Origin of the sequence: Georgenia subflava, from assembly GCF_009193155.1 — a bacterium.
Taxonomy (GTDB): Bacteria; Actinomycetota; Actinomycetes; order Actinomycetales; family Actinomycetaceae; genus Georgenia; species Georgenia subflava.
This window is the reverse complement of the sequence record NZ_VUKD01000001.1, coordinates 888,912-913,240: the sequence shown is the minus strand read 5'-3', so window position 1 is coordinate 913,240 and position 24,329 is coordinate 888,912. Positions and strand designations below refer to the sequence as shown.

The 24,329-nt window shown below is 73.5% G+C and carries 17 protein-coding genes; 7 read left to right on the top strand and 10 right to left on the bottom strand.

Annotated elements, in window-relative coordinates; translation table 11 throughout:
* The first annotated feature begins 89 nt into the window (after positions 1-89).
* The 3 genes from GD748_RS04150 to GD748_RS04140 are packed head-to-tail and all read left to right on the top strand — an operon-like array spanning position 90 to position 4,838.
* A complete protein-coding gene (locus GD748_RS04150) occupies positions 90-695 on the top strand; it encodes a hypothetical protein (protein WP_152193893.1) in 606 nt (201 codons plus the stop codon).
* A 12-nt stretch (positions 696-707) separates the two neighbouring features.
* Positions 708-1,400, top strand: coding sequence for a PspA/IM30 family protein (locus tag GD748_RS04145; protein ID WP_152193892.1), 693 nt, complete (start codon positions 708-710; stop codon positions 1,398-1,400).
* 42 nt (positions 1,401-1,442) lie between these two features.
* A complete protein-coding gene (locus tag GD748_RS04140) occupies positions 1,443-4,838 on the top strand; it encodes a DEAD/DEAH box helicase (RefSeq protein ID WP_152193891.1) in 3,396 nt (1,131 codons plus the stop codon).
* Positions 4,839-4,904: 66 nt separating this feature from the next.
* Here the strand turns inward: GD748_RS04140 and GD748_RS04135 are convergent, their stop codons facing one another.
* The 8 genes from GD748_RS04135 to GD748_RS04100 all read right to left on the bottom strand — a co-directional run bounded on the left by GD748_RS04135 (position 4,905) and on the right by GD748_RS04100 (position 12,716).
* Positions 4,905-5,702: an anti-sigma factor gene (locus GD748_RS04135; RefSeq protein ID WP_152193890.1), complete on the bottom strand. Its 798-nt coding sequence runs from the start codon at positions 5,700-5,702 to the stop codon at positions 4,905-4,907.
* Positions 5,699-6,298 (bottom strand): ECF RNA polymerase sigma factor SigK, encoded by a 600-nt coding sequence (sigK, locus tag GD748_RS04130; RefSeq protein WP_152193889.1) that lies wholly within the window; start codon positions 6,296-6,298, stop codon positions 5,699-5,701. The genes GD748_RS04135 and sigK overlap by 4 nt, the downstream gene beginning before the upstream one ends.
* A 129-nt stretch (positions 6,299-6,427) precedes the next feature.
* Positions 6,428-7,744 (bottom strand): copper amine oxidase, encoded by a 1,317-nt coding sequence (locus GD748_RS04125; protein WP_152193888.1) that lies wholly within the window; start codon positions 7,742-7,744, stop codon positions 6,428-6,430.
* A 30-nt stretch (positions 7,745-7,774) separates the two neighbouring features.
* Positions 7,775-8,647 carry a hypothetical protein gene (locus GD748_RS04120; RefSeq protein ID WP_152193887.1) on the bottom strand — a complete coding sequence of 291 codons (873 nt, stop codon included), beginning with the start codon at positions 8,645-8,647 and terminating at the stop codon, positions 7,775-7,777.
* A complete protein-coding gene (locus GD748_RS04115; RefSeq protein WP_152193886.1) occupies positions 8,644-9,438 on the bottom strand; it encodes a ferritin-like domain-containing protein in 795 nt (264 codons plus the stop codon). The genes GD748_RS04120 and GD748_RS04115 overlap by 4 nt, the downstream gene beginning before the upstream one ends.
* Positions 9,439-9,544: 106 nt before the next feature.
* On the bottom strand, positions 9,545-10,453 hold the full coding sequence (locus GD748_RS04110; RefSeq protein ID WP_152193885.1) for a carbohydrate ABC transporter permease: 909 nt from the start codon (positions 10,451-10,453) through the stop codon (positions 9,545-9,547).
* Positions 10,453-11,403, bottom strand: a complete 951-nt coding sequence (locus GD748_RS04105) for a carbohydrate ABC transporter permease (RefSeq protein ID WP_226920737.1) — start codon at positions 11,401-11,403, stop codon at positions 10,453-10,455. The genes GD748_RS04110 and GD748_RS04105 overlap by 1 nt, the downstream gene beginning before the upstream one ends.
* The gene (locus GD748_RS04100) at positions 11,400-12,716 is read right to left on the bottom strand and encodes an ABC transporter substrate-binding protein (RefSeq protein WP_152193884.1); all 1,317 of its coding nucleotides are present in this window, start codon (positions 12,714-12,716) and stop codon (positions 11,400-11,402) included. The genes GD748_RS04105 and GD748_RS04100 overlap by 4 nt, the downstream gene beginning before the upstream one ends.
* A gap of 296 nt (positions 12,717-13,012) precedes the next feature.
* Here GD748_RS04100 and GD748_RS04095 point away from each other — a divergent pair, with 296 nt between their 5' ends.
* The 4 genes from GD748_RS04095 (at position 13,013) to GD748_RS04080 (ending at position 19,487) form a co-directional block, all read left to right on the top strand.
* Complete coding sequence (locus tag GD748_RS04095; RefSeq protein WP_152193883.1) at positions 13,013-13,963, top strand: MurR/RpiR family transcriptional regulator; 951 nt, start codon at positions 13,013-13,015, stop codon at positions 13,961-13,963.
* A 294-nt stretch (positions 13,964-14,257) separates the two neighbouring features.
* Positions 14,258-17,749 (top strand): proline dehydrogenase family protein, encoded by a 3,492-nt coding sequence (locus GD748_RS04090; RefSeq protein ID WP_152193882.1) that lies wholly within the window; start codon positions 14,258-14,260, stop codon positions 17,747-17,749.
* A 34-nt stretch (positions 17,750-17,783) separates the two neighbouring features.
* Positions 17,784-18,437 (top strand): GntR family transcriptional regulator, encoded by a 654-nt coding sequence (locus GD748_RS04085; RefSeq protein WP_152193881.1) that lies wholly within the window; start codon positions 17,784-17,786, stop codon positions 18,435-18,437.
* Positions 18,438-18,494: 57 nt separating this feature from the next.
* Positions 18,495-19,487, top strand: a complete 993-nt coding sequence (locus GD748_RS04080) for an ornithine cyclodeaminase family protein (protein WP_226920735.1) — start codon at positions 18,495-18,497, stop codon at positions 19,485-19,487.
* Between the two features lie 123 nt (positions 19,488-19,610).
* Here GD748_RS04080 and GD748_RS04075 read toward each other — a convergent pair whose 3' ends face one another.
* Together GD748_RS04075 and metH are read right to left on the bottom strand one after the other, a co-directional pair.
* Positions 19,611-20,396, bottom strand: a complete 786-nt coding sequence (locus GD748_RS04075) for a DUF4870 domain-containing protein (protein ID WP_152193880.1) — start codon at positions 20,394-20,396, stop codon at positions 19,611-19,613.
* A gap of 89 nt (positions 20,397-20,485) precedes the next feature.
* Positions 20,486-24,118, bottom strand: a complete 3,633-nt coding sequence (metH, locus tag GD748_RS04070) for a methionine synthase (RefSeq protein WP_152193879.1) — start codon at positions 24,116-24,118, stop codon at positions 20,486-20,488.
* Between the last annotated feature and the right edge of the window lie 211 nt (positions 24,119-24,329).

Sequence of the window (24,329 nt, the reverse complement as noted above, 5' to 3'; positions counted from 1 at the left end):
GCTGGAACCCTGGCAGGCCGCCGTTCGTCAGACGTAGGGTGAGGGGGTGGGCCCATGGCGCCCACCGCCGTTCGAGAGGTGAGGTAGACATGGCTCCCGTTGCCGCCGAGGCCAGTGCGGCTGCCGACGTCGTCGACGCGGTGGCCCAGGTCGTGCTCGTCGGCGGCGCCGTCCTGCTCGGCCTCGGGCTCGCGACCGTGCTGGGCACGTGGCTCCTGGTGCGCCGGGTGCGACGCTCCCGACGGGTGCGCCGCGGCATCGAGCGTGGCCGCCTGACGGTGCGCGCGGTCGCCAACGACGACCCCGGCCGCCGGCTCGCCCGGATGCGGCTCGACCTGCGCCGGTCGATCCAGGCCACCGAACGTTCCGTCGGCGGCGCCCGCGCGCAGGGGGCACCGGTCGGTGAGCTGTCCTCGATCGCGGCGAACCTCGTGCGCGCCGGCGAGCAGCTCGACGCCGAGCTCGCCCTCGCCGAGACCGAGCCCGACGCCGAGCTCCGGCGCGTGTGGACCACCTGGCTCGCCGACCAGGTCCACGAGCACGCCCGCCTCGCCGCCGACCTGCGCCGCTCCGTGCTGAGCATCGAGATGGCCGCCGCCCCGAACCACCTGGCCCGGGTGAGCGACCATCTGGCGCTCGAGGTCGAGGCCATGCAGGCCTGGGGCACCTCCTACCGCTCGCGTCGCACCGCCTGAGCGTCGCAGGCCATGTCGATCAGAGCACGTCTGAGCCGTATCGTCCGCGCGAACCGGGCCGCCCGGAAGAGCGCGCCCGCCGACCCCGTCCAGACCGTCGAGGCCGCCCACGCCCAGCAGGTCGAGCACCTCGACCGGGCCCGCCGCAGCGTCGCTGACCTCGCCGCCCAGCGCAGGCGCGTGGAGGTGCTGACGCACCGGGCCCGCGCGGACGAGCAGTCCTGGAACCGGCAGGCCGAGGCGGCCGTGGCCATGAGGCACGACGACGGCGCCCGGGAGTACCTGCGGCGCGCCATCGAGGCGGGCCGGCGGGCGGAGACGCTCACCGCCCAGCACCGCACGCTCGACTCCCAGGTGCGCCAGCTCGAGGACAGCCTCGGCCGGCTCGAGCGCCGGGTCGAGGACTCGCGCCTGCACCTGCAGTCGCTGCGCGCCGCCCACGGTGCCGCCCGGGCGAGCCTCGAGATGCGCGAGGCCGCCACCGCCGCGGGCCGCGAGGCGGTCGGTGCGGAGGCCGCGGCGCTCGCGGCCGAGCGGGAGGTGCGGCGTCTCGAGGCGCGTGCCGCCGCCTACGACGAGCTGGCGGGCACCGACCCGGACTCGGTGCAGGTCCGCGAGGCGTTCGAGCAGCTGGAGACCGGCACCGCCGCGGACGCCCGGCTCGAGCAGCTCAAGCGACGGCAGGGCATCGAACCGCCACGGTGAGCGGTGCGGGGGGATGTGGGCGGCGCGACTTACGCTGGACCGGTGACCGTCACCCGCCGCGAGGACCTGCGCCCGTGGTCGGACCTGCCGGGCGAGGACCAGATCCTCGCCGTCGTCGGGGCCCCGACCTTCGCGCGCGGCATGGCCTACGCCAAGTCCGGCCGGGTCAGCTGGTTGACGTCGGACCCGGACCGCCGGGTCCTCTTCGCCGCCGTCGAGGGCACCGACAGCCGGCCGTACCAGACCATCGTCCAGGTCGGTGACGCCCGCGGTGACCGGCTCAGCGAGGGCCGCTGCACCTGCCCGGTGGCGGTGGACTGCAAGCACGTGGCCGCCGTCCTCCTGGCTGCGCGCGACGACCTGACGCCGCTGAGCCGGACGGCCAGGTCCTGGGAGCGCCAGCTCGCCGACGTCGTCGAGGAGGAGACCGAGTCCGAGCAGGTGCCCATCGGCCTCCAGCTCGAGCCGGTGGTCGAGCCGGGCTGGCGCGGCGCCCCGGACCGGGTGCGCGTGCGGCTGCGGCCGGTGGTGCCCGGAAAGAAGAGTCCCTGGGTGCGCAGCGGGATCGGGTGGCGCGACCTGTCCTTCCGCTGGGGCGCGTACGGCCGGGTCGACGCGCACCGCGAGGCGCTGCACGCGCTCCACCAGGCGCACCAGCCGAGCGCGTACACCTACTCGGACCCGGCCGTCTTCCTCGACGAGTTCGGGCCGGCGCTCTGGCCGCTGCTGCGGGCCGTCGCGGACGCGGGCGTGCCGTTCGTCCACAGCCGCGCCGCCGCCGGCGCGGTGGTGCTGGCAGACGGCCCCGCCACCGTCTCCCTCGAGCTGAGCCGGGACGACGACGGGCTGCTGGCCGTCCCCGTGGTCGACGTCCCCGGCTTCGAGCTCCCCGAGACCGACGACGACGGCCGCCCCGGCGGCGTCATGCTGGTCGGCCGGCCGTCCCACGGGGTCGTCCTCGATCTGGTCGGCGCCGCCGCGCTGGGGCCGAGCAGTGCCGGCAGGTCGACCTGGCGTGCCCGTGCCGAGGTCGCGGGGCCCGGTGCGGACGCCCGCGTCGGCAGGAGCGGGCACCAGGGCACCAACGGTCCGCGACGACCCGGCGCAGCGAGCGGGCGCTCGGACGTCGGCCTCGTCCTGGCCCCGCTCGAGCGGCCCCTCACCGCCCGGGCCACGAGCCTCGTCGCGGCGGGCGAGCTCGACGTGCCCGCCGAGGACGTCGACCGCTTCCTCGCCGAGTACTACCCGACGCTGCGCCAGCTGGTGACCGTGCGCTCCTCCGACGGCTCGGTCGAGCTGCCGACGATCGTCCCGCCGCGGCTCGGCCTGACGCTGACCTACGAGCCGGACCACCACCTCACCCTGGAGTGGGCGTTCTGCTACGACGTCGCCGGCACCGCCCGCCGGGTGCCGCTCGACGCCACCCGCGGACCGGGCCGCGACAGCACCACCGAGCAGCGTCTGCTCCGGGAGCTGGACCTGCCGGCCGCGCTGCAGGACGGCCCTGGTCGGTCCGGCCCCGCGCCGACCCTGCAGCTGCGCGGGCTGGATGCCGCCGTCTTCGTCGAGGAGACGCTGCCGGGGCTGCGGGAGCAGGGGGTCGTGGTCGAGGAGGTCGGCACCCCGGTGGAGTACCGCCGCTCGGACTCCGCACCGGTCATCAAGGTCTCGGCGACCGACGCCGAGGAGGGCGACTGGTTCGACCTCGGTGTTCTCGTCGAGATCGACGGCGAGCGGATCCCCTTCGAGAGCCTGTTCGTCGCGCTCGCGCGCGGGGACAGCCACCTCGTCCTGCTCTCGGGCACGTACTTCGGCCTCGACCGGCCCGAGCTCGACCAGCTGCGCCACCTGATCGAGGAGGCGAGCCACCTGCAGGACCGCCCGGCGAACAGCCTGCGGCTGACGAGCTACCAGGCAGGGCTGTGGGAAGAGCTCGCCGCCCTCGGCGTGGTGGAGGAGGAGAGCGCACGGTGGACCGGGTCGGTGCGCCGGCTCCTCGCCGGCGAGGGGGCCGACCCGCCCGCCGCCCCGGCAGGGCTGACCGCGACCCTGCGGCCCTACCAGCTCGAGGGCTTCCGGTGGCTCAGCTACCTGTGGGAGGCCGGCCTCGGCGGGATCCTCGCCGACGACATGGGGCTCGGCAAGACCGTGCAGACCCTGGCGACCCTGCTGCGGGCGAAGGCCACCGGGACGCTGACCGCACCGGCCCTCGTGGTCGCGCCCACCTCGGTGGTCGCCGGCTGGGCGGAGGAGGCGCGGCGCTTCGCCCCGGACCTGGAGGTCGTCGCCGTCGGCGAGACCCAGAAGAAGTCCGGACGGGCCCTGGCCGACGACGTCGCCGGTGCCGACCTCGTGGTCACCTCCTACGCGCTGTTCCGCATCGACGAGGCGGCCTACCGCGAGCTGACGTGGAGCGGGCTGATCCTCGACGAGGCGCAGTTCGTCAAGAACCACCAGGCCAAGACCTACCAGGTCGCGCGTCGGCTCCGTGCCCCGTTCAAGCTGGCCATCACCGGCACCCCGCTGGAGAACAGCCTGATGGACCTGTGGTCGCTGCTCTCCATCGTCGCGCCGGGCATGTACCCCGACCCGAAGGTCTTCACCGAGCTCTACCGCAAGCCCATCGAGCGCGGGACCCGGCCGGGCCAGCTCGAGACGCTGCGACGCCGGATCCGCCCGTTCATCCGACGTCGCACGAAGGAGCAGGTGGCCACGGACCTGCCGCCGAAGCAGGAGCAGGTGCTCCACGTCCAGCTCAACCCGCGGCACCGCAAGATCTACGACACCCACCTCCAGCGCGAGCGACGCAAGATCCTCAGCCTCCTCGACGACGTCGAGAAGAACCGCTTCACGATCCTGCGGTCGCTGACACTGCTCCGCCAGCTCAGCCTCGACGCCGCCCTGGTCGACGAGAAGTACGCCGGCGTGCGCTCGAGCAAGGTCGACGTCCTCTTCGAACAGCTCGAGGAGGTCGTCGCCGGCGGGCACCGCGCGCTCGTGTTCAGCCAGTTCACCGGCTTTCTCGCCACGGTGCGCGACCGGCTCGACGCCGACGGGACCGACTACTGCTACCTCGACGGCCGCACCCGCAACCGGGCCCGGCGGATCGAGGAGTTCAAGACGGGCGACGCACCGGTTTTCCTCATCAGCCTCAAGGCCGGCGGCTTCGGGCTGAACCTCACCGAGGCCGACTACTGCTTCATCCTGGACCCGTGGTGGAACCCCGCGGCCGAGGCGCAGGCCGTCGACCGCACCCACCGGATCGGCCAGGACAAGACGGTCATGGTCTACCGGATGGTCGCGGAGGAGACCATCGAGGAGAAGGTCGTCGAGCTCCAGCAGCGCAAGCGCGACCTCTTCGACAAGGTGGTCGACGACGGCGGCAGCCTCGCCGCACCGCTCAGCGCGGCGGACATCAAGGAGCTGCTGGCGCCGTAGGACTGAGGTTGGCGCACGCCGGTGACCCCGAGCGGGCTCGGCGGGGCAGTGCGGCGGTGCGAGGCGTCATGCCGTGGGCAGCGCGACCACCGGCTCGGACGTGGGCTGGGTCGACCCGCCGTCGGGCTCGACCGTCATCGCCAGGACGGCCTCGTCGGGCAGGTCGGGCACCCGGGCGGTCACCAGCCCGTCCTCGAGCCGCAGGACGCCGGCCGACTCCGGCCGGCCGTCGGCAATCACCCACAGCTGGTAGACCTGCCGGCCGCCGGGGTCGGGCAGGTCCCGAGCGGTGAAGAGGGCGCCGGCCCCAGTGACGACCGCCACCGCGCGTCCGCCCCCGGCGACGTCCGCGCCGAGGAGCCGGGCGTCCGGCTCGGCGAGCGCCTCCGCGACGGTGGCGAGCTGCTCCTCGGCCTGCTCCGCCCGCTGGTGCTGCTGGACGGCGAGCGTGCCGGGGACGGCGGCGGCCAGCACGACCGCAGCGGCGGCGAGCCAGCGCTGCGGGTGGCGGACGCGCCGACCGCGCCCGGCGCCACGGCCGACGACGCGGACGCCCTCGTCGCCGGACAGGTGACCCGGGTCCTCGCGGGCGTCGTCGCCGCTGCCCGGTGACGGCGTCGCGACGGCGCCACCGTCCTGCGGAGTCGTCGTCACTGTGGTCAGCACCTCGCCGCGGAGCGACGGCGGCGGGGCGACGGCGTCGGCCTCGGCGATCCGGGCGACCGTCTCGCGCAGCGCCCGCGCCTCCGCGGCGACCTCGGGGTCCTCGCGGATCGCCCGCTCGACGGCGGCGCGCTCCACGTCGTCGACGGCATCGAGCGCCCAGGCGCCCAGGAGCTCTCGCTCGGCGCGGTGGTCGGTCATCGGTCCACCCCCAGACAGGTGCGAAGGCGGTGCAGGCCGTCCCGGATGCGGGACTTCACTGTCGGCAGCGTGGCCGCCACGTCCTCGGCCACCTCACGGTAGGTCCGTCCACCGAAGTAGGCGCGCACGACCGCCTCGCGCTGGAGGTCGGTGAGCGTGCCCAGGCAGTTCCGGACCCGGTCGCGCTCCTCCGACCTGGTCACCGTCTCGGCGACGTCGTCGAACGGGCGGTCGTAGTCGCGCACCGAGGCGAGCTCGTCCCGGTCACGCTGCGCCTGGACCGAGCGGACCCGGTCGACGGCCCGACGCCGGGCCACGGTGACGATCCAGGACAGGGCACTGCCCCGGGCCGGGTCGAACCGTGCCGCACCGCGCCACACCTCGACCATGACCTCCTGGGTGACCTCGGCGGCCAGCTCCCGGTCCCGCAGCACGCGCAGCGCGGCACCGTGGACCATGGGTGCCGTCTCGTCGTACAGCAGCTCGAAGGCGTGGCGGTCGCCGTCGGCCACCTCCACGAGGAGGCGGCTCACCAGGTCCGCGCGGCCGCCGTGGTCGGTCGACCCCTCGCTCGGCGCGCGTCCGGGAGATGTCACCGTGCCATTGTGCCGTGATCTCGACCTCCCGCCCGACGTGCGCACCGGCAGGGCCGAGACGTCGGGGCGTGAGCCGGAGGCGACGGGCCGCCGTGGCAGGGGGCCGCGGCCCGTCGCCGGTTCGGGGACTCAGCCGGCCTGGACCAGCGCCGCGCCGAGCGAGTCGATCGCACCGGCCAGCGTCTGGACGTGCATGGCCAGGCCCTCGGCGACGGCGTCGGCAGGAAGCTCGCCGGCGGAGATCTCCTCGAAGAACGCCCCGGCCTCGCCGCGATACCCGTCGAGCTCGGTCAGCGCGGTCTGCGCCGCCTCGTCGTCTCCCGCGGCGCCCGCGTAGTCGACGAAGTAGCCGATGTGCTCGCGCCACAGCGCCATGAACGCATCGCCCTGCTCCTCGCCGGCCAGGGCGCCGACGGCCTCGGACAGGGCCACCGTGTTGGCGTCGAGAGTGGCCGCCGCGGCCTGGAACGCCTCGGAGTCGGTGCCCCCCTCGGCGGTGTAGGCGGTGAAGACGGCGACGCTCGCGAGGTAGACGTGCTCCTGCAGCGCGGCCGTCAGCTCGGCACGCAGGGTGGCGGCCTCGTCGTTCGGGTCGCCCTCCGTCCCGGTCGCGGTGGCCAGGCCCGTGGCGAGGACACCGGCGGCCTCGACCACGTGGCCCGCGGCAGCCCGCAGCGCGTCGTAGGCCTCCGGGCTGCCGGCCGCGAGGCCGTCGATCGCCGCGGTCAGGGTGGTCACGTGCATCTGCAGGGACGAGGCGATGTCGGCGGCCGGCAGCTCGCCACCGCTGACCTGCTCGAAGAAGGCGCCCGCCTCGCCGGTGTAGCCGTCGAGGTCGGCCAGCGCCTCGTCCCGGGCAGCGGTGTCCCCACCCTGGACCGCGACGGCGTAGTCGACGAAGTAGCCGATGTGCTCGCGCCACAGCTCGAGGAAGGCGGCGCCCTGCTCCTCGCCGGCGAGCGAGCCGACCGCCTCGGACAGCGCCACCGAGTTCTCGTCGAGAGTCGCCGCGGCCGCCTCGAACTCGGCGGAGTCGGGACCGGCCGCGTACGCCGTCGCGACGGCGATCCCGGCCAGGTAGACGTGCTCCTGCAGCAGCGCTGTCAGGTTCGCGCGCAGGACCGCGGCGTCGGAGTCGACCGAACCGGGGATCTCCAGGGCGGTGACGAATCCGGTGGCCAGGGTCGCCGCCGTCTCGGGCATGTGCTGGGCGGCCGTGCGGGCATCTGCGAACGGGTCGCCGGTGCTGACCGGCTCGACGGCGGAGTGCTCCGCCATGTCCATGCCCTCCTGGGTGGGCGCCGCGCTCTCGGAGGTGGTCGCCTCGCCCTGCGGCGACGTGGTCGTCGCCTCCTCGGCGGAGCCGCTGCAGGCAGCGAGCCCCAGGGTCAGTGCGAGGGCCGCGGCCAGCGTCGCGGTGGGACGGATCGGACGGATGGTGCTCATGATGGGCTCCTCGGTGGGCGTCCTGCTCTGTCACCAAGGGTTCGGAGCCGTGGGCCGGCCGGATGGGTCGGTGCGCGGGGCGAAGACCGAGCACCTGCCGGCGAGCCGGTCGAGCGCGGCGTGCACCGGGCGCGCGCCGGCCAGACCGGGGAACGTGGCGACGCTGTCGTCGATCGCGTCGATCGCGTCGATCGTGTCGATCGTGTCGTCCGCCGGGCGGCTGCGCGGACCGGCGAGGAGGTCCGTGACCACGGGCCGGACGGCGCCGGTGCCGGCGCGCCGCGCCCCGGGCCAGCGCCACCGTGCCACTGCGGCACCGGCGATGCGACGGGCCGACGAGCTGCGCGCCAGCCGCGTGACTGCCTCGTCGGCGTAGAACGCCAGGTGCCGTCCCTTGATCCGGTCGACGGCGGCCGCCACCGCGGCGAGGGAGGGTTCGAGGTCGGCCAGACGACGGTAGGCCAGGGCGAGCGCGGCGGTGTCGAGCCAGCCGGTCACCATCTGCGCCGCGGTGACGTCGGCTCCCAGGAGGTTCGTGCCGACCGCGGCGACCACGGGTCTGCCCCGCTCGTCCCAGGTGCGCCGCGCCCGTCCCAGGGCGGTGTCCCGGGCACCCACCGGGGCGTGGCCGTTCGCCGCGAGGATGCTCCGGAGCGACTCGGCGAGCCAGTGCTGCTCGTACGACCGCGTGATCAGGAAGGCCGTCACCCGCGGGTCGGCGTGGGTGGGGGTCACGAGCACGTCCCGCAGGCCGTCGAGGTCGCCGCCCTCCGTGCGCCACAGGTACGTCAGCACCGCGAGGGACGGGCCGCCGAGGTTGCGCAGGGTGTCCAGGTCGAGGTCGGTGGGTCGGAGCTCGTCGGGCGCTCGTGCGTATGCGCGCACGTCGAACGCGGGGCTCACGCCGCCACCCCGCGGGCGTCCATGGCGTCGGCGACCACACGCAGACCGCTCATCCCCGGCAGCCTGGCGATGTGGCGGTCGATCGCGTCGATCTCCTTGCGCCCCTCACGCCCGGAGAAGAGGTGGTTCATGACGTGCGTGACCTCGGACTCGCTGGAGATCCCGGACCCGACCGGCTGCCACGCGGTGCGCAGAGCGAGTCGGGCGAGGCGCTGCGCCTTGGGGTTGTCCGCCAGCCGGGCGCGGGCCTGGGTGGTGTAGAACGCGACGTGCCGGGCCTCCTGGGCGACGATCCGGCGCAGGAGCCCACCGAGCGCCGGGTGCGGCTCCAGCACGCCGAGTCGCTTGTAGGCCGCGGACGCGGACCACTCGTTCACGGCGCCCCAGAGCATGTGCACGGCGACGAAGTCCTTGCCGACGATGTTCGACAGCACCGACTGCCGCACCGGCGCGATCCGGTCCCGCCAGCCGAGCTTCACCCGCCGGGCCTTGAGGTCGTCGTAGGTGACGGTGATCCCGTGCAGCTCGAGCACGTGCGCCAGCGCCTCGCCGTGCCAGAACTCCTCGCGGTTCCACATGGTCATGAAGGTGCCGACCTCCGGGTCGGCCCGTGACGGCGTCACGAGCATGTCCCGCAGGTAGCACACCGTGTGGTACTCGACGTCGCACATGTACCGCAGCGTGCGCAGAGTCCGCGGGGGCAGCGGGTCGTCACGGAACACGTCGAGGTCCAGGTCGTCCCAGGTCACCCCCTCGGAGTCGCGTGCGAACCTGTCGATGTCGAAGGCCATCGTCTTCCTCCCCGTGTCGGCGGTGCGGCGACGTGGTCTCGGGGACCTCGGTGCGCACCGGTTCTCCTGAGAGGTTCGGAGCCGGAGGAGGAGCGGATGGGTAGGGCTACTTGCCCATGCCCGACGTCAGGCCGGAGATGATCTGCCGCGTCGCCACCAGGAAGAGCAGCACCAGCGGGATCGTCGCGATGACGAGGCCGGCGAACAGGGTCGACCAGCTCGTCTGGTACTCCCCGAAGAATGTCGTCAGACCCACCGGCAGGGTGTATCGGGTGCGGTCGCGGATGAGGATGAGGGGGTAGAAGAAGTCGTTCCACACTGGCACGAAGCGGAAGACCACCACCGTCGCCACCGCCGGGCGCACCAGCGGCAGCATCACCGACCAGAACATCCGGAGCGGTCCGGCCCCGTCGATCCGCGCGGCCTCCTCGAGCTCGCCGGGCAGCTGGCGGAAGAACGTGGTCAGCACGAACACCGAGAACGGGATCGACACCGCCGCGTAGACCAGGATCAGCCCGGTCCTCGTCGAGGTGAGCGACATCGTGTCCAGCAGGTAGAAGATCGGCACGATCATGAGGAACACCGGCATCATCAGGCCGGAGACGAAGACCTGCTCGATCGCCGTCATGAGCCGGGACCTGCTGCGTGCCAGCGCGTACGCGGCCAGCAGCGAGACCGCCGTCGAGAGCACCACCGAGGTCACCGTGACCACGATCGAGTTGACGAAGTACGTGGAGAACGACGCCTCGATCCACGCCTCCTGGTAGGCGGCGAGGTTGAGCTCGGCGGGCAGCCCGAGCGGCTCGGCCGCCAGCTCCTGGTCGGTGCGGAACGAGTTCAGCACCATCATCGCCAGCGGCACGACCGCCACCGCGGCGTAGAGCCACAGCAGCCCGGAGGTGAGCAGCGCGGCGACGCCGCGGGGACGACGGCGGGAGGAGCCGCCGTCGGGGACGGCGCCGGGCGTGGCGGCCCGGGTGCGGACCACGGGGACGGTAGGGGCGTCGGCCGCCATCAGAACAGCCTCCGCTCGGTCCGCCGGAACCACCTGGTGAAGAGGACCGACAGCCCGAAGATCACGACGAACAGCAGGATCGCGATCGCCGAGGAGGTGCCGATGGCGTTGGAGGAGCCGGACTGGAACGCCGTCCGGTAGAAGAGCAGGGACATCACGTCGGTCGCGCCCGCCGGGCTGCCGGTCGAGCCGCCGAGGGCGTAGGGGATCGGGAAGGACTCCATCGCGCCGATGAACGTCAGCACGCTGACCGTGCCGATGACCGGCGTCAGCAGCGGGAGGGTGATGCGGAAGAAGCGTTGGCGCACGGTGGCGCCGTCGAGCTCGGCCGCCTCGTCCAGGCTCGGGTCGAGACCGCCGAGGGCCGCGCCGTAGAGGAGCAGCGGGAAGCCGACCCACTGCCACGCGGTCACCATGACCACCACCCACAGGGCGGTCGACGGGTCGCCGAGCCACGGCAGCGCCAGCGCGTCGAGCCCCACGGCCTCCAGGGCCGCGTTCACCGGACCGAACAGCGGCGACAGCAGCAGGGACCAGAGGTAGCCGATCACCAGCGGCGAGACCAGGTACGGCATCGTGTACAGCACCTGGAAGAGCCGCCGGAAGCGTTCCCGCCGCTGCAGCACGACGGCGAGGAACAGGCCGAGGGAGTTCTGCACCACCATCGCCCCGGCGAACAGCAGCAGGTTGTGACCGAACGCCCGCGGCACCTGGGAGGCGTAGGGCTCGGCGGTGAACAGGGCGACGAAGTTGCCGAGCCCCACGAACTCGTCCTGGGAGGTCCCGCGCCAGGAGAACAGCGAGTAGGTGAAGGCCGTGACCATCGGGTACAGCACGAAGACCGCGAACAGGATCGCTGCCGGGGCGAGGAAGACCAGCGCGGTCGAGGTGGGCAGGGCCGAGCGCACCCGGCCCTGCCGCCTCGTCCGTGCGGACGCCGAGGTGCTCACTGACCCGGCGTCCACCAGGCCGAGAGCCCGTCCTGGATCCTGGCCGCCACCCCGGCGGCGTCGAGCTCGTCGAGGAAGAGCTGCTGCCCGCCCTCACCCATGAGGTCGGTGCCTACCGGGTCGCCGTAGCGGTAGTCCACCAGCAGCAGGTAAGGGGCCGGGTTCTCCTGGTACAGGTTCCACATCTCCTGCATCAGCGGCTCGTCGAAACTGACGCCGGGCACCGGGGAGAACTGCTTGAGGTCGTTGGCGACCATCTGCCCGAACTCGCTCCCGGCCAGCCAGCTCAGCAGGGTCTCGGCCTCCTCGGTGGAGTCCGAGGCGGCGGACAGGCCCCAGTTCCCGTCGGCGTAGCCGGCGCTGACCGGGTGGTCCAGCGCGGAGTTCGGCGGCGGCGGTACCTGGAAGACGCCGAGCTCGAGGTCGGGGTTGGTGGACTGGAAGAACGCCAGCTCGTAGGAGCCGCCGGCGAACATGGCCGCCTGCTCAGCGGTGAACAGCACCTGCGCGTCGGTGTAGCCGACCGCGACGACGTCCTCGGGCATGTACTGCTCGAGGTCCTTGAAGGTCTCGATGGAGGCGACGTAGGCCGGGTCGGTGAAGTCCGTCGCACCCTCGCGCAGCGCCTGCTGGAACTCGGCGCCGCCGTACTGCGCCGCGGTCAGCGCGTCGTGCACGGTCGGCACGAACCAGGCGTCCTTGGCACCGACGGCGAGCGGTGTGACGCCGGCGGCCTCGAGCGTGTCGTTGAGCTGGATGAACTCCTCCCACGTCTCCGGCTCGGAGAGCCCGTGCTCGGAGAAGATCGCGGTGTTGTAGTAGACCTGGATGGTCTGGCTGGCGAACGGGACGCCGTAGATCGCGCCGTCCTCCTGGCCGCGGGCACCGTCGAGGATGGCGTCGTCGAACTCGGCCAGCGCCGGCACGACGTCGTCCAGCGCCACCAGGTTCCCGCCGTCGACGAGCGGCTGGAGCAGGCCGTAGGAGCGCACCTGCGCCACGTCCGGGCCGTCCGAGCCGGTCAGTCCGGTCTGCAGGATCTGGTTGTACTCGGTGTTCTTGAACGCCTGGAAGGCCACGGTGATGCAGGGGTTCGCCTCCTCGAACACGTCGAAGATCTGCTCGTAGGCGTCGGCGTCCTCGGTGCGCCACGACCACACGTCGAGCGTGGTCCGGTCGGCGCACTCCTCGCCGCCCCCGCCGGCGCTGGTGCCGGCGTCCCCGGTCTCCGGGGCGTCCTCGCCCGGCGCGCACGCCGCCAGGGCGAGGACGGCGGCCACGGCCGTCGCGGTCAGGACTCTCCTGCGGTGCATCGCGGGTTCCTCTCGTCGGTGCTGATCATGTGCGCCACGCCGCGGACGCGCCGCCGGGTGCGGCCCGAGACCCCACGGGCTGCCTTGCCCGCGTCGTCGTCGGACCGTGGATGCTCTCGGCCGTGGCGCCGACCGGACGTCGGCCCTGACTTCCAGGAGGAGGGTCGCGTGTCCCCACCGGTGTGTCAAGAGTTTCCAAGTTTGTCGCCACGGCGATAGTGTTGTTTCACAATTCTCCGCGCGATATGCGCTCGTGCCCCGCGGCGGGACGAAAGGGTGGCGACATGGACGAGCGGATGGCATCACCGCGGACGACCGCCACCACGGCGCACCCCGGCACCGACGAGACGGCGACGGGCGACGGATCCCGCCGGGACGGCCGGCCGCGGCAGGACGGCGCGAGCCTGGTCAGCCGGGTCCGGGCGCTGCTGCCGGAGCTACGGCCGGCCGAGCGGCGGGTCGGCGAGGCCGTCGTGGCGGACCCGCACCTGGTGGCGCGCGAGTCGGTCACCGCGCTCGCCGAGCGGTGCCGGACGTCGGCGCCCACGGTGGTGCGCTTCGCCAAGAGAGCGGGGTTCTCGGGCTTCCCCGAGCTCAAGCTCGCGCTGGCGACCGCGGCCGGCATCGAGGAGGGCCGCAGCTCCCGGACGCCGCTCTCGGGCACGCTGGACCCCTCCGACACCCTCGCGGACATCGTGGCGAAGATCGGCTACGCCGACGCCCGCGCCGTGGAGGACACCGTCGCGGGCGTCGACGTCGACGTGCTGGAGCAGGTGGTCGACGCGCTCGTCGGCGCCCGGCGCATCGACCTCGTCGGGATCGGCGCCTCCGGGGTCTCGGCGACCGACCTGTACCAGAAGCTCGTCCGGCTGGGTCTGCCGGTCGGGGTCTTCGTCGAGCGGCACTCCGCGATGACGGCGCTGTCGCTGCGGGGGCCCGGGGACGTCGTCGTCGCGATCTCGCACTCGGGTGCGACCTCGGACGTGCTCGAGCCGGTGCGGCTGGCGCGCGAGGTGGGGGCGCGCACGGTCGCCGTGACCAACCATCCCGGCTCGCCGCTGGCCCGGGCGACCGACCTCGTGCTGACGACGGCGTCCCACGAGACGACCTTCCGCTCCGGCGCGATGGCCAGCCGGATCGCCCAGCTCACCCTCGTGGACTGTGTGTTCGTCGGCGTCGCGGCCCGTGACTTCGCGGCGACGCGGCGTGCGCTCGACGCCAGCTTCAAGGCGGTCGGTGGCCTGTAGAGCCGCGTCGCTCAGGCCGCGTCCGCTCCGCCGTCGGTGCTGACGGAGCGGTCGTCGGTCGTCCGTCGAGGCGACGAGCCCCGGCGCGACGCCGGGGCTGCCGACGTCGTCGTCACCGAGCGCGGCGAGTGGCGTGCCGGCGCGCCATCGCGTCGGGCGGCTCGGCACCGTCGCCCGGTGCGTCCGCCCGCCTTGACTGAGCGCGACGCCGCCCATACGGTCCGAGTAGTAGTAGCCGGTAATCAATCACTCACCACCTGGCGCCGTAGCCAGTCCTCGTTCAGGAGGTCTTCGATGGCCGTTCGCACCACGCAGCACGCCGATGAGCAGGCGCCGCAGGGCACACCGGTGCCCGCGGACCTGAGCGCCCTGGTGGAGGACGCCGTCGTCCTCGCGGACTCGTGGTTGGCGGCCACCGAGGCCGGGCAGTCGGACAAGGAGCGGGCGACGTCGCAGCAGCTCGCCGGTCTGGTCGGGGACCCGAAGGGGCTGGACCTCGCGGTCCGCTTCGTGGACCGCGTCGCGCGGCCCGAGGACTCACGCGTCGCCGCGCACGAGCTGGCCGGCCTGTCGGCCGGGGCGGCCGGGTTCCTCTCCGCCACCGACCGGGCGCTGCTGGCGGTGGGGGCCAAGGTCGCCCCTCTCGCCCCCGGCGTCGTGGTGCCGCTCGCCCGCAAGCGGCTGCGCCAGCTCGTCGGCCACCTCGTGGTCGACGCCCACGACCCCGCGCTGGCCGAGCACCTGGCGCGTGCGCGGGCCGAGGGGTTCCGGCTGAACATCAACCTCCTCGGCGAGGCGGTCCTCGGCGAGGCCGAGGCGGCCTCGCGCGCGGCGCGCACCCAGGCGCTGCTCGAGCGCGACGACGTCGACTACGTCTCGATCAAGGTCTCCTCCCTCGTCTCGCAGATCTCCACCTGGGACACCGCCGGCACGGTGGAGCGGGTCATCGAGCGGCTGCGGCCTGTCTACCGGGCCGCGAAGGCGCGCTCGCCGCACGCGTTCGTGAACATGGACATGGAGGAGTACCGCGACCTCGACCTCACGATCGAGGTCTTCACCGCGCTGCTCTCCGAGCCGGAGTTCCACGACCTCGAGGCCGGCATCGTGCTCCAGGCCTACCTGCCCGACTCCCACGCCGCGATGGAGAAGCTCGTCGCCTTCGCCACCGAGCGGGTGGCGGCCGGCCGGGCGCCGATCAAGATCCGCCTGGTCAAGGGTGCGAACCTGTCCATGGAGCGGGTCGAGGCCGAGCTCCACGGCTGGGAGCAGGCGCCCTACGGCACCAAGGCCGGCGTGGACGCCAACTACCTGCGGCTGGTCGAGCGTGCGCTGCGTCCCGAGCTCGCCGGCGCCGTGCGCCTCGGCGTGGCCTCGCACAACCTCTACGACGTCGCCCTCGCCCACCTGCTCGCGGAGAGGCGTGGCGTCTCCGCCGCGCTCGACGTCGAGATGCTGCAGGGGATGGCGCCGTCGCAGGCCCGCGCCGTGCGCGACACCGTCGGCACGGTCATCCTCTACACCCCGGTCGTCGCGCCGGAGGACTTCGACGTGGCGGTGTCGTACCTGATCCGCCGCCTGGAGGAGAACGCCCAGTCGCAGAACTTCCTCCACGGCCTCTTCGCCGGCGGTGAGAGCGCGATGGCCGACCAGGAGTCGCGCTTCCGGGCCTCCGTGGACGACATCGCGACCACCTCGACCGCCCCGCGCCGCTCGCCCGACCGCGAGCCCGCCGGACAGACCTTCACCAACGCCACCGACTCCGACGCGGCCCTGCCGTCGGTCCGCGAGTGGGCCCGCGACGTGGTCACCGCCGAGCCCGCCCCGCTGACCTCCCCGGTGCTCGGGTCGCCCGCCGAGGTGGACGACGTCGTCGCCACCGGCCGCGGCGCGCAGCCCGGCTGGGCCGCCCGCCCGGCCGCGGAGCGCGCCGCGCTGCTGCGCCGTGCCGCCGACGAGCTCGAGGCCCGCCGCGGCGAGCTCGTGACCCAGATGGTCCACGAGGGCGGCAAGACGATCGACCAGGCCGACCCCGAGGTCTCCGAGGCCATCGACTTCGCCCGCTACTACGCCGACCGCGCCCTCGAGCTCGAGCCCGGAGCGTCGCTGCACACCGACGGCGCCGCCTTCACCCCGGACGTCCTGACGCTCGTCACGCCGCCGTGGAACTTCCCGGTCGCCATCCCGATCGGGGGAGTACTCGCCGCCCTCGCCGCCGGCTCCGCCGTCGTCATCAAGCCGGCACCCCCGGTCCCCGGCTGCACCGAGATCGCCGTGGCCGCCCTCCACGCCGCGGGGATCCCCGGCGACGTGCTGCAGGTGGTGCGCACCGACGAGGACGAGACCGGCAAGGCTCTCGTGGCCCACGAGGGCGTCGACACCGTCATCCTCACCGGCGCCGCGGAGACCGCCGAGCTGTTCACCTCCTGGCGGGCCGGGCGCCCCGGCGGCGCCCGCGTGCTCGGCGAGACCTCCGGCAAGAACTCCTTGATCATCACCCCGGCCGCGGACTACGATCTCGCCGTCGCCGACCTCGTCAAGAGCGCGTTCGGCCACGCCGGCCAGAAGTGCTCCGCCGCCTCCCTGGTGATCCTCGTCGGCTCCGCCGGGCGTTCCGAGCGGCTGCGCCGCCAGCTGGTCGACGCCGTCGGATCCGTCCGCGTGGGCCGGCCCGACGACCTGTCCACCACCATGGGGCCGGTCATCGAGCCGCCGGCCGGCAAGCTGCGCCGTGCCCTGACCACGCTCGAGCCGGGCGAGGAGTGGCTCGTCGAGCCCCGCCGGCTCGACGACACCGACCGGCTGTGGTCTCCCGGGCTCAAGGACGGCGTCGCCCCCGGCTCCTTCTTCCACCAGACCGAGGCCTTCGGACCGGTGCTCGGCATCATGTACGCCAAGAACCTGGACGAGGCCATCGCCCTGCAGAACGCGACCGCGTTCGGTCTCACCGGCGGCCTGCACTCCCTGGACGAGGCCGAGATCGACCACTGGCTCAGCCACGTCGAGGTCGGCAACGGCTATGTCAACCGGCACATCACCGGTGCGATCGTGCGCCGCCAGTCCTTCGGCGGCTGGAAGTCCTCCTCCGTCGGACCGGGCGCCAAGGCCGGCGGTCCCAACTACGTCGCTCAGCTCGGGACGTGGGCGCCGGACGGCACCCCGGCGCAGCAGGCCGCGGTGCCGGCCCGGGTGCGCACCGCCCAGGACGACTACACCGGCCTGGTCTCCTCGCAGGCCGACCGGTCCTGGCTGCGCTCCGCCGTCGCCTCCGACGCCCACGCCTGGGCCACCGAGCTCGGGCTCGAGCACGACGAGTCCGGGCTCGACGTCGAGGCGAACGTCTTCCGCTACCGGCCCGCCCCGCTGACGCTGCGCACCGTCCCGGGCGTCTCCGTCGTCGAGCTCGTCCGCGTGCTGCTGGCCGCCGAGCTGGCCGGCGCCGAGGTGCGCGTCAGCCTCGACCCGAGCACCAGCGCCGCGCTCAAGGCGCTGGACGCCGCCGGCGACGCGGCCCGCGCCGGTCTGCGGCGCCTGTCGCAGATCGTCAGCCGCGGCGAGACTCTCGAGCAGTTCCTGGGTCAGGTCCGCGCCGAGCCCGTCGAGCGCATCCGCGTGGTCGGGACCGGCGCGGAGGCCGACCGCATCGTCGACGAGCTCTCCTCGCCGGCCGTCACCGTCCTGGCCGGACCGGTGCTCGCCACCGGACGCCGGGAGCTGCTCACCGTCCTGCGCGAGCAGGCCGTCTCCCGCACCCTGCACCGCTTCGGGCACCTGCCCGCCGGGCGATGAGCGCGGCGCGCCAGGGACGAGGGAGGCGATCACGATGCTGAACAGGTCCAGCCTCAAGGACCAGGCGCTCGCGGTGATCCGTCAGCGCATGGTGTCGGGCGAGATCAGGCCCGGGGAGATCCAGTCGGCCGCCTCCATGGCTGCCCGGCTCGGCACGTCCAACGGCCCCGTCCGCGAGGCGATGCTCACCCTGGTCGAGCAGGGGATCATGGAGGTCGTCCCGAACCGCGGCTTCCGGGTGGTCCCGTTCAGCGAGGAGGACCTCAGGGAGGTCGTCGAGCTGCGCGTCATGCTCGAGGTCCCGGCGATGGGCCGGCTGGCCCGCGTCGGCCTCGGGGACGCGGCCGACCTGGTGCGCGAGCACGCCCGGCGGTGCGACGCCGCGGCCCGGCGGCTGGACCTGACCGAGTTCCTCGCCGCCGACCGTGACTTCCACCTGTCCCTGCTGCAGGCGCTGGGGAACACGCGCCTGCTCCGCATCGTCGGGCAGCTGCGTGACCAGACCCGCCTGTCCGGCCTGCACTCGGTCACCGTGGACCGGCTCCACGCCTCTGCCGGCGAGCTCGTCGAGCTCCTCGACGCCATCGTCGCCGGGGACGCGGAGGCCGCGGAGCGGGTGATGGCGCTGCACCTCGGGCACGTCCGCGGCAACTGGGCCCAGCCTGCTCCCGCGCACGCCGCCCGGTAGGTACCGTCCAGGAGAACCCACTGTCCGCGCGATCGCGCGCACCTACCGGAAGGCGCCATGACCCTCGAGACCATCACCCCGACCGAGTTCGGCGGCATGCGCCTGATCTCCGCCGCGGACGTCGCCGCCCGGACGTCGACGACCGACGCCGTCGACGCGCTCGAGGCTGCGCTGCGCAGCGGGCTCGACCCCGAGCACGACGTCCCACGCTCACGGGTGACGACGCAGACCGGTGAGCTGCTCATCATGCCCTCGACCCTCGCGGGCCTCTCCGGCGTCAAGCTGCTCTCGTCCACCCCCGACAACGCCGTGCGCGACCAGCCCGCCATCCAGGGCGCGTACCTGCTGTTCGAGGGACCCGGGCAGCGGCCGGCAGCGCTGATCGACGGCATCGCGCTCACCAACCTGCGCACCCCGGCGGTCTCGGCGCTGGCGGTGCGCCACCTGGCGCCGCCCGCCGCCCGGCAGGAGCGCGTCGCCATCTTCGGCACCGGCCCGCAGGCCCGCGCCCACGCCCTGGCGCTGCTGGAGGAGCGCGACGTCGCCTCGATCGACGTCGTGGGCCGCAAGCCGGACGCGGTGCGGGAGCTGGCCGACGAGCTCGGCGCCGCCGGCGTCGAGGTCAGCACCCACCCGGTCGAGGACTGCGCGGCGGCGGTGCGCGAGGCCGACATCATCTGCCTGTGCACGGGAGCCCGCACCGCACTGTTCGACGGCGCCCTCGTGAAGGACTCGGCCGTCGTCGTCGCGATCGGCTCGCACTTCACCGACACCCGCGAGACCGACGACACGCTCGTCGGCCGGGCCACCGTCGTCGTCGAGTCACGCGCCACCACCCTGCGCGAGGGCGGCGACGTCGTGATCCCGCTCGGGTCCGGGGTGCTGCGCGAGGAGGACGTCGTCACGCTGGCCGACGTCGTGACCGGGCGCCACGCCGTCGACCCCGCTCGTCCCCGGTTCTTCAAGACCACCGGCATGCCGTGGGAGGACCTGGTCGTCGCGGCCGAGGTCTACCGCGCGGCCGACCCGGACGGTGCGGACGCTCGCTGATCGGCGGCCCGGACGGCGCGGGTCGCTTATCAGCGACCCGGACGGCGGAGGCGCTCGCTGATCAGCGACCCGGACGGTGCGGGTGCCCGCTGGTCGCCGGCACTCACCGCGTGGACGGGCGGCTCACCTGATCAGGCGGATCGTCAGCGGGTAGCGGTACCGCTCGCCGCGGTTCGCCGCGATCGCGGCGAGGATCGCGAACACCACCGCAGCGATGTAGAACAGGTACAGGATCGAGCCGAGACCCAGGGTGAGAACCGTGACGACGGTGAAGACGAATCCCAGGATCACCAGCGTGATGTGGAAGTTCGTCGCCTCCTTGCCCTGGTCGTCGACGAAGGCGCCACGCTCCTTGAGCACCAGCCAGATCACCAGCGGACCGAAGAGGGGGAAGATCAGACCGCTCAGGTGCGCCAGCGTCGCCCAGAGCCGCTGGTCCGCCTCGTTCATGACCGGCGGGCGGTACTGGTAGCCGCCCTGGTAGCCCGGCCCGCCGGCCGGTGGCGGACCGTACTGGGCACCCGGACCGCCGTGCGGCGGCTGGCCCCAGGGCGCGTCCTGGCCCCCCTGGCCCTGCTGGCCCCACTGAGGACCTGGACCCGCCTGGCACTGCTGGCCCCACTGAGGTGCCGGACCTGCCTGGCCCGGCTGGCCCCACTGAGGTGCCGGACCGGCCTGGCCGTGGGGGTCGTGGTCCCACGGTGCGTTCTGCCCGGCCTGCCCCGGCGGTGGTCCGTAGCTCGACCCGTACGGCGCGGCGGGCGGCGGGTGTGCGCTCGATCCAGGCGTACCCGCGCCCGTCTGGGTGTACCCGGGCTGCGCAGGGCCCGGCGTCGCGGGACCCGCGCCACCGGCCTGGTCGGGGGAGGTTCCCGGGCTCGGCGCCGGCTCGTCGGGGTTGGTCGTCATGTCGGTCACCACTTCACGAAAGGCGTGGCCGGGTGCTTCCCGGTGCTCCCAGGATCGCAGGCCGGCGTGCCGGCGTACAGGACCGTCGCCTACGGCGCGTACCCGAGGTTCGGCGCCAACCACCGCTCCGCCTCGCTCAGGCTCCAGCCCTTGCGGTCGGCGTACTCCGCCACCTGGTCCCGGCCGAGCTTGCCGACGGCGAAGTAGGTCGCCTCCGGGTGGCCGAAGATCAGGCCGGACACCGCGGACGTCGGGGTCATCGCGCAGGACTCGGTCAGCTCCAGGCCGGCCTTGCCGGCGTCGAGCAGGGTGAAGAGCGTGCGCTTCTCGGTGTGGTCCGGCTGCGCGGGATACCCGGGCGCCGGGCGGATGCCGGCGTAGCGCTCGCGGATGAGGTCGGTGACCGCGAGCTGCTCGTCGGGTGCGTAGCCCCAGAGGTCGGTGCGCACGAGCCGGTGCGCCCACTCGGCGAAGGCCTCGGCCAGCCGGTCGGCCAGGGACTGCGCCAGGATCGCGTTGTAGTCGTCGTGGTCGGCCTTGAAGCGCCGCGCCAGCTCGTCGCCGCCGTGCACGGCGACGGCGAACCCGCCCAGGTGGTCACCCGCGGGGGCGACGAAGTCCGCCAGTGCGGCGTAGCGGTTGGCGCGCTGCTTCTGCTGGCGCAGGGTGTGGAACCGGGTCTCGTCCGCGCTCGTCGGGCCCGGCCCGACGACGATGTCGTCACCGTCGCGGTGGGCCGGCCACAGGGCGACGACGCCGCGAGCCACGTACAGCCGCTCGTCGACGATGCGCTCGAGCAGCGCGCGGCCGTCGGCGAGCAGCTGGCGGGCCTGCTCGCCCTGCCGGGGGTCGTCGAGGATGCCCGGGTACGTGCCGCGCAGCTCCCAGGCGGAGAAGAACGGGGTCCAGTCGATGATCCGCACGAGCTCGGCGAGGTCCGGCTCGAGCACCTGGCGGCCGAGCACCCGCGGCGCGGGCTGCCCGGGTGCGTCGACGGCGCGGCTGTCCGCCCGGGCCGTCGCGAGGTCCACCAGCGTGACCTTCTTCGTGCCGTGGCGCTCGCGCAGCTCGGCGTACTCGCCGCCCACCCGTGCCGCGATCTCGGCCTCCCGGCCGATGACGTCCGCCGCCACCCCGACCGCCCGGCTGGCGTCGACGACGTGGACCACGGTTCCCGGGTACGCCGGGTCGATCTTGACCGCCGTGTGCGCGGCGGACGTGGTGGCCCCGCCGATCAGCAGCGGCGTGCTCAGCCCACGGCGGCTCATCTCGGTGGCCACGGCGACCATCTCGTCCAGGCTCGGGGTGATCAGCCCGGACAGGCCGATGATGTCCGCGTCGATGTCCCGGGCGGTGTCGAGGATCTTCTCCGCGGGCACCATCACCCCGAGGTCCCGGACGTCGTAGCCGTTGCACGCCAGCACCACGCCGACGATGTTCTTGCCGATGTCGTGGACGTCGCCCTTGACAGTGGCCATGACCACCCGGCCCTTGGTGCGCCCGCCGGTCTCGGTGGCCGCGGCCTCGAGGTAGGGGGTCAGGTGGGCGACGGCCCGCTTCATCACCCTGGCGGACTTCACCACCTGGGGCAGGAACATCTTGCCGGCGCCGAAGAGGTCGCCGACGACGTCCATGCCGTCCATCAGCGGGCCCTCGATGACCGCCAGCGCGGAGCCGAGCTCCTGGTAGGCCTCCTCGGCGTCGTCGACCGCGTGGTCGGAGATGCCGTGGACGAGGGCGTGCCGGAGGCGGTCGGAGACGGGCGCCTCGCGCCAGGCGTTGCGGGCCTCCGCGCCGTCGCCGGCCGCACGGGCCTGGTCGCGGTAGGCCTCGGCCAGGGTGATGAGCCGGTCCGTGGCGTCCTCGCGACGGGCGAGGATCACGTCCTCGACGGCGTCGCGCAGCTCGGGCTCGATGTCCTCGTAGACGCCGAGCATGCCGGCGTTGACGATGCCCATGTCCAGCCCGGCGCGGATCGCGTGGAGCAGGAAGACCGCGTGCATCGCCTCGCGGACGGTGTTGTTGCCCCGGAAGCTGAACGAGACGTTGCTGATCCCGCCGCTGACCAGGGCTCCCGGCAGGTTCGCCTTGATCCAGCGGGTGGCCTCGATGAAGTCGATCGCGTAGCGGTCGTGCTCGCTCATCCCGGTCGCGACCGTGAGCACGTTCGGGTCGAAGATGATGTCCTGCGGGGCGACTCCCGCCCGCTCGGTGAGCAGCCGGTAGGCGCGCGCGCAGACCTCGATCCGTCGCTCGAGGGTGTCGGCCTGGCCGCGCTCGTCGAAGGCCATCACCACCATGGCCGCCCCGTGCCGGCGCACGACCCCGGCCCGCCTGAGGAACTCCGCCTCGCCGTCCTTGAGGGAGATGGAGTTGACGACGCCGCGCCCCTGGAGGCAGCGCAGCCCGGCCTCGAGGACCTCCCAGCGTGAGGAGTCGACCATGACCGGGATCCGGGAGATGTCGGGCTCGCCGGCGAGCAGGTTGAGGAAGTGCGTCATGGCCTCGACGCCGTCGAGCATGCCCTCGTCGAGGTTGACGTCGATGAGCTGGGCGCCGGCCTCTACCTGTTGCCGGGCGATCTGGACCGCCACGTCCCAGTCGCCCGCCAGCACGGCCCTGCTGAACCGCGGGGAGCCGGTGACGTTGGTGCGCTCGCCGACGTTGACGAAGTTCTTCTCCGGGGTGAGGAGGAACGGCTCCAGCCCGGACAGGCGCAGGTGGTGCGGCCGCTCGGCGGGGGTGCGTGGCGTTGTGCTCGCCACGGCGGAGGCGATGGCGGCGATGTGCTCCGGCGTCGTGCCGCAGCATCCACCGACGATGTTGACCAGGCCGTCGCGGGCGAAAGTGCCCAACGTGGTCGCCATCTCCTCGGGCGTCTCGTCGTAGCCGCCGAAGGCGTTGGGGAGCCCGGCGTTGGGGTGGACGGACACGAGCCGGTCCGTGGTGCCGGCGATCTCGCGCAGGTGCGGCCGCATCGCCTCGGGGCCGAGGGCGCAGTTGAGGCCGACGGAGACGAGGTCGGCGTGCTCGGTGGAGATGACGAACGCCTCGGGGGTCTGACCGGACAGCGTGCGCCCGGACGCGTCGGTGATCGTGCCCGACAGCATCACCGGGATGCGCCGGCCGAGCTCGGCACCGACCTGCTCGACGGCGTGCAGGGCGGCCTTGGCGTTGAGGGTGTCGAAGACCGTCTCGACGAGGAGCAGGTCCGCCCCGCCGTCGAGCAGCGCGCGCGCCTGCTCGGCGTACGCCGTCAGCAGGTCGGTGTAGGTGACCGCCCGGTGCTCGGGACGCTCGACGTCGGGGGAGAGCGACGCGGTCCGGTTGGTCGGGCCCATGGCGCCGGCCACCCAGCGCGGTCTGCCGTCCCCGGCGGTGAGCTCGTCGGCGACCTCCCGTGCCAGGGCCGCGGCTGCCCGGTTGAGCTCGGGCACCAGCGACTGCGTGCCGTAGTCGGCCTGGGCGATCGCGGTCGAGGTGAACGTGTTGGTGGTCGCGATGTCGGCGCCGGCCGCGAAGTAGCGACGGTGGATGTCGCGGATGAGGTCGGGACGGGTGAGCTGGAGGAGGTCGAAGTTGCCCTGGTGGCTGCGGCCGTCCTCGGTGCCGTCGAGGCGGAAGTCGGCCTCGGTGAGCTGCTCCTGCTGCAGCAGCGAGCCCCAGGCGCCGTCGAGGACGAGGATGCGCTCGCGGGCGACTGTCGCCAGGTCGGGGGCCATGTCGGATCACCTCAGGGTCGGCCCCGGTCGGGGCACAGCACGGAATTGCACCAGAGTAGGTCCGGCGTCACCGTGGCAGTGCCGCTTTCCCGGCGGTCTCACAGGTCAGACACCGCGGCGGGACCACGTCGCCGCGCCGCCCCTCGATCCGCCGTCGTGGGAGAGTCTTCCCGCAGGACGGCGTGCGCACCCGCGCGACAGCCGGGACCGA

What these genes read in the sequence shown, in the direction of transcription:
- GD748_RS04150 (WP_152193893.1), top strand. Translation starts at nt 90, where the DNA reads ATGGCTCCCGTTGCCGCCGAGGCCAGTGCGGCTGCCGACGTCGTCGAC.
- GD748_RS04145 (WP_152193892.1), top strand. Translation starts at nt 708, where the DNA reads ATGTCGATCAGAGCACGTCTGAGCCGTATCGTCCGCGCGAACCGGGCC.
- GD748_RS04135 (WP_152193890.1), bottom strand. Translation starts at nt 5,702, where the DNA reads ATGACCGACCACCGCGCCGAGCGAGAGCTCCTGGGCGCCTGGGCGCTC.
- GD748_RS04125 (WP_152193888.1), bottom strand. Translation starts at nt 7,744, where the DNA reads ATGAGCACCATCCGTCCGATCCGTCCCACCGCGACGCTGGCCGCGGCC.
- GD748_RS04115 (WP_152193886.1), bottom strand. Translation starts at nt 9,438, where the DNA reads ATGGCCTTCGACATCGACAGGTTCGCACGCGACTCCGAGGGGGTGACC.
- GD748_RS04110 (WP_152193885.1), bottom strand. Translation starts at nt 10,453, where the DNA reads ATGGCGGCCGACGCCCCTACCGTCCCCGTGGTCCGCACCCGGGCCGCC.
- GD748_RS04100 (WP_152193884.1), bottom strand. Translation starts at nt 12,716, where the DNA reads ATGCACCGCAGGAGAGTCCTGACCGCGACGGCCGTGGCCGCCGTCCTC.
- GD748_RS04095 (WP_152193883.1), top strand. Translation starts at nt 13,013, where the DNA reads ATGGCATCACCGCGGACGACCGCCACCACGGCGCACCCCGGCACCGAC.
- GD748_RS04090 (WP_152193882.1), top strand. Translation starts at nt 14,258, where the DNA reads ATGGCCGTTCGCACCACGCAGCACGCCGATGAGCAGGCGCCGCAGGGC.
- GD748_RS04085 (WP_152193881.1), top strand. Translation starts at nt 17,784, where the DNA reads ATGCTGAACAGGTCCAGCCTCAAGGACCAGGCGCTCGCGGTGATCCGT.
- GD748_RS04080 (WP_226920735.1), top strand. Translation starts at nt 18,495, where the DNA reads ATGACCCTCGAGACCATCACCCCGACCGAGTTCGGCGGCATGCGCCTG.
- GD748_RS04075 (WP_152193880.1), bottom strand. Translation starts at nt 20,396, where the DNA reads ATGACGACCAACCCCGACGAGCCGGCGCCGAGCCCGGGAACCTCCCCC.
- metH (WP_152193879.1), bottom strand. Translation starts at nt 24,118, where the DNA reads ATGGCCCCCGACCTGGCGACAGTCGCCCGCGAGCGCATCCTCGTCCTC.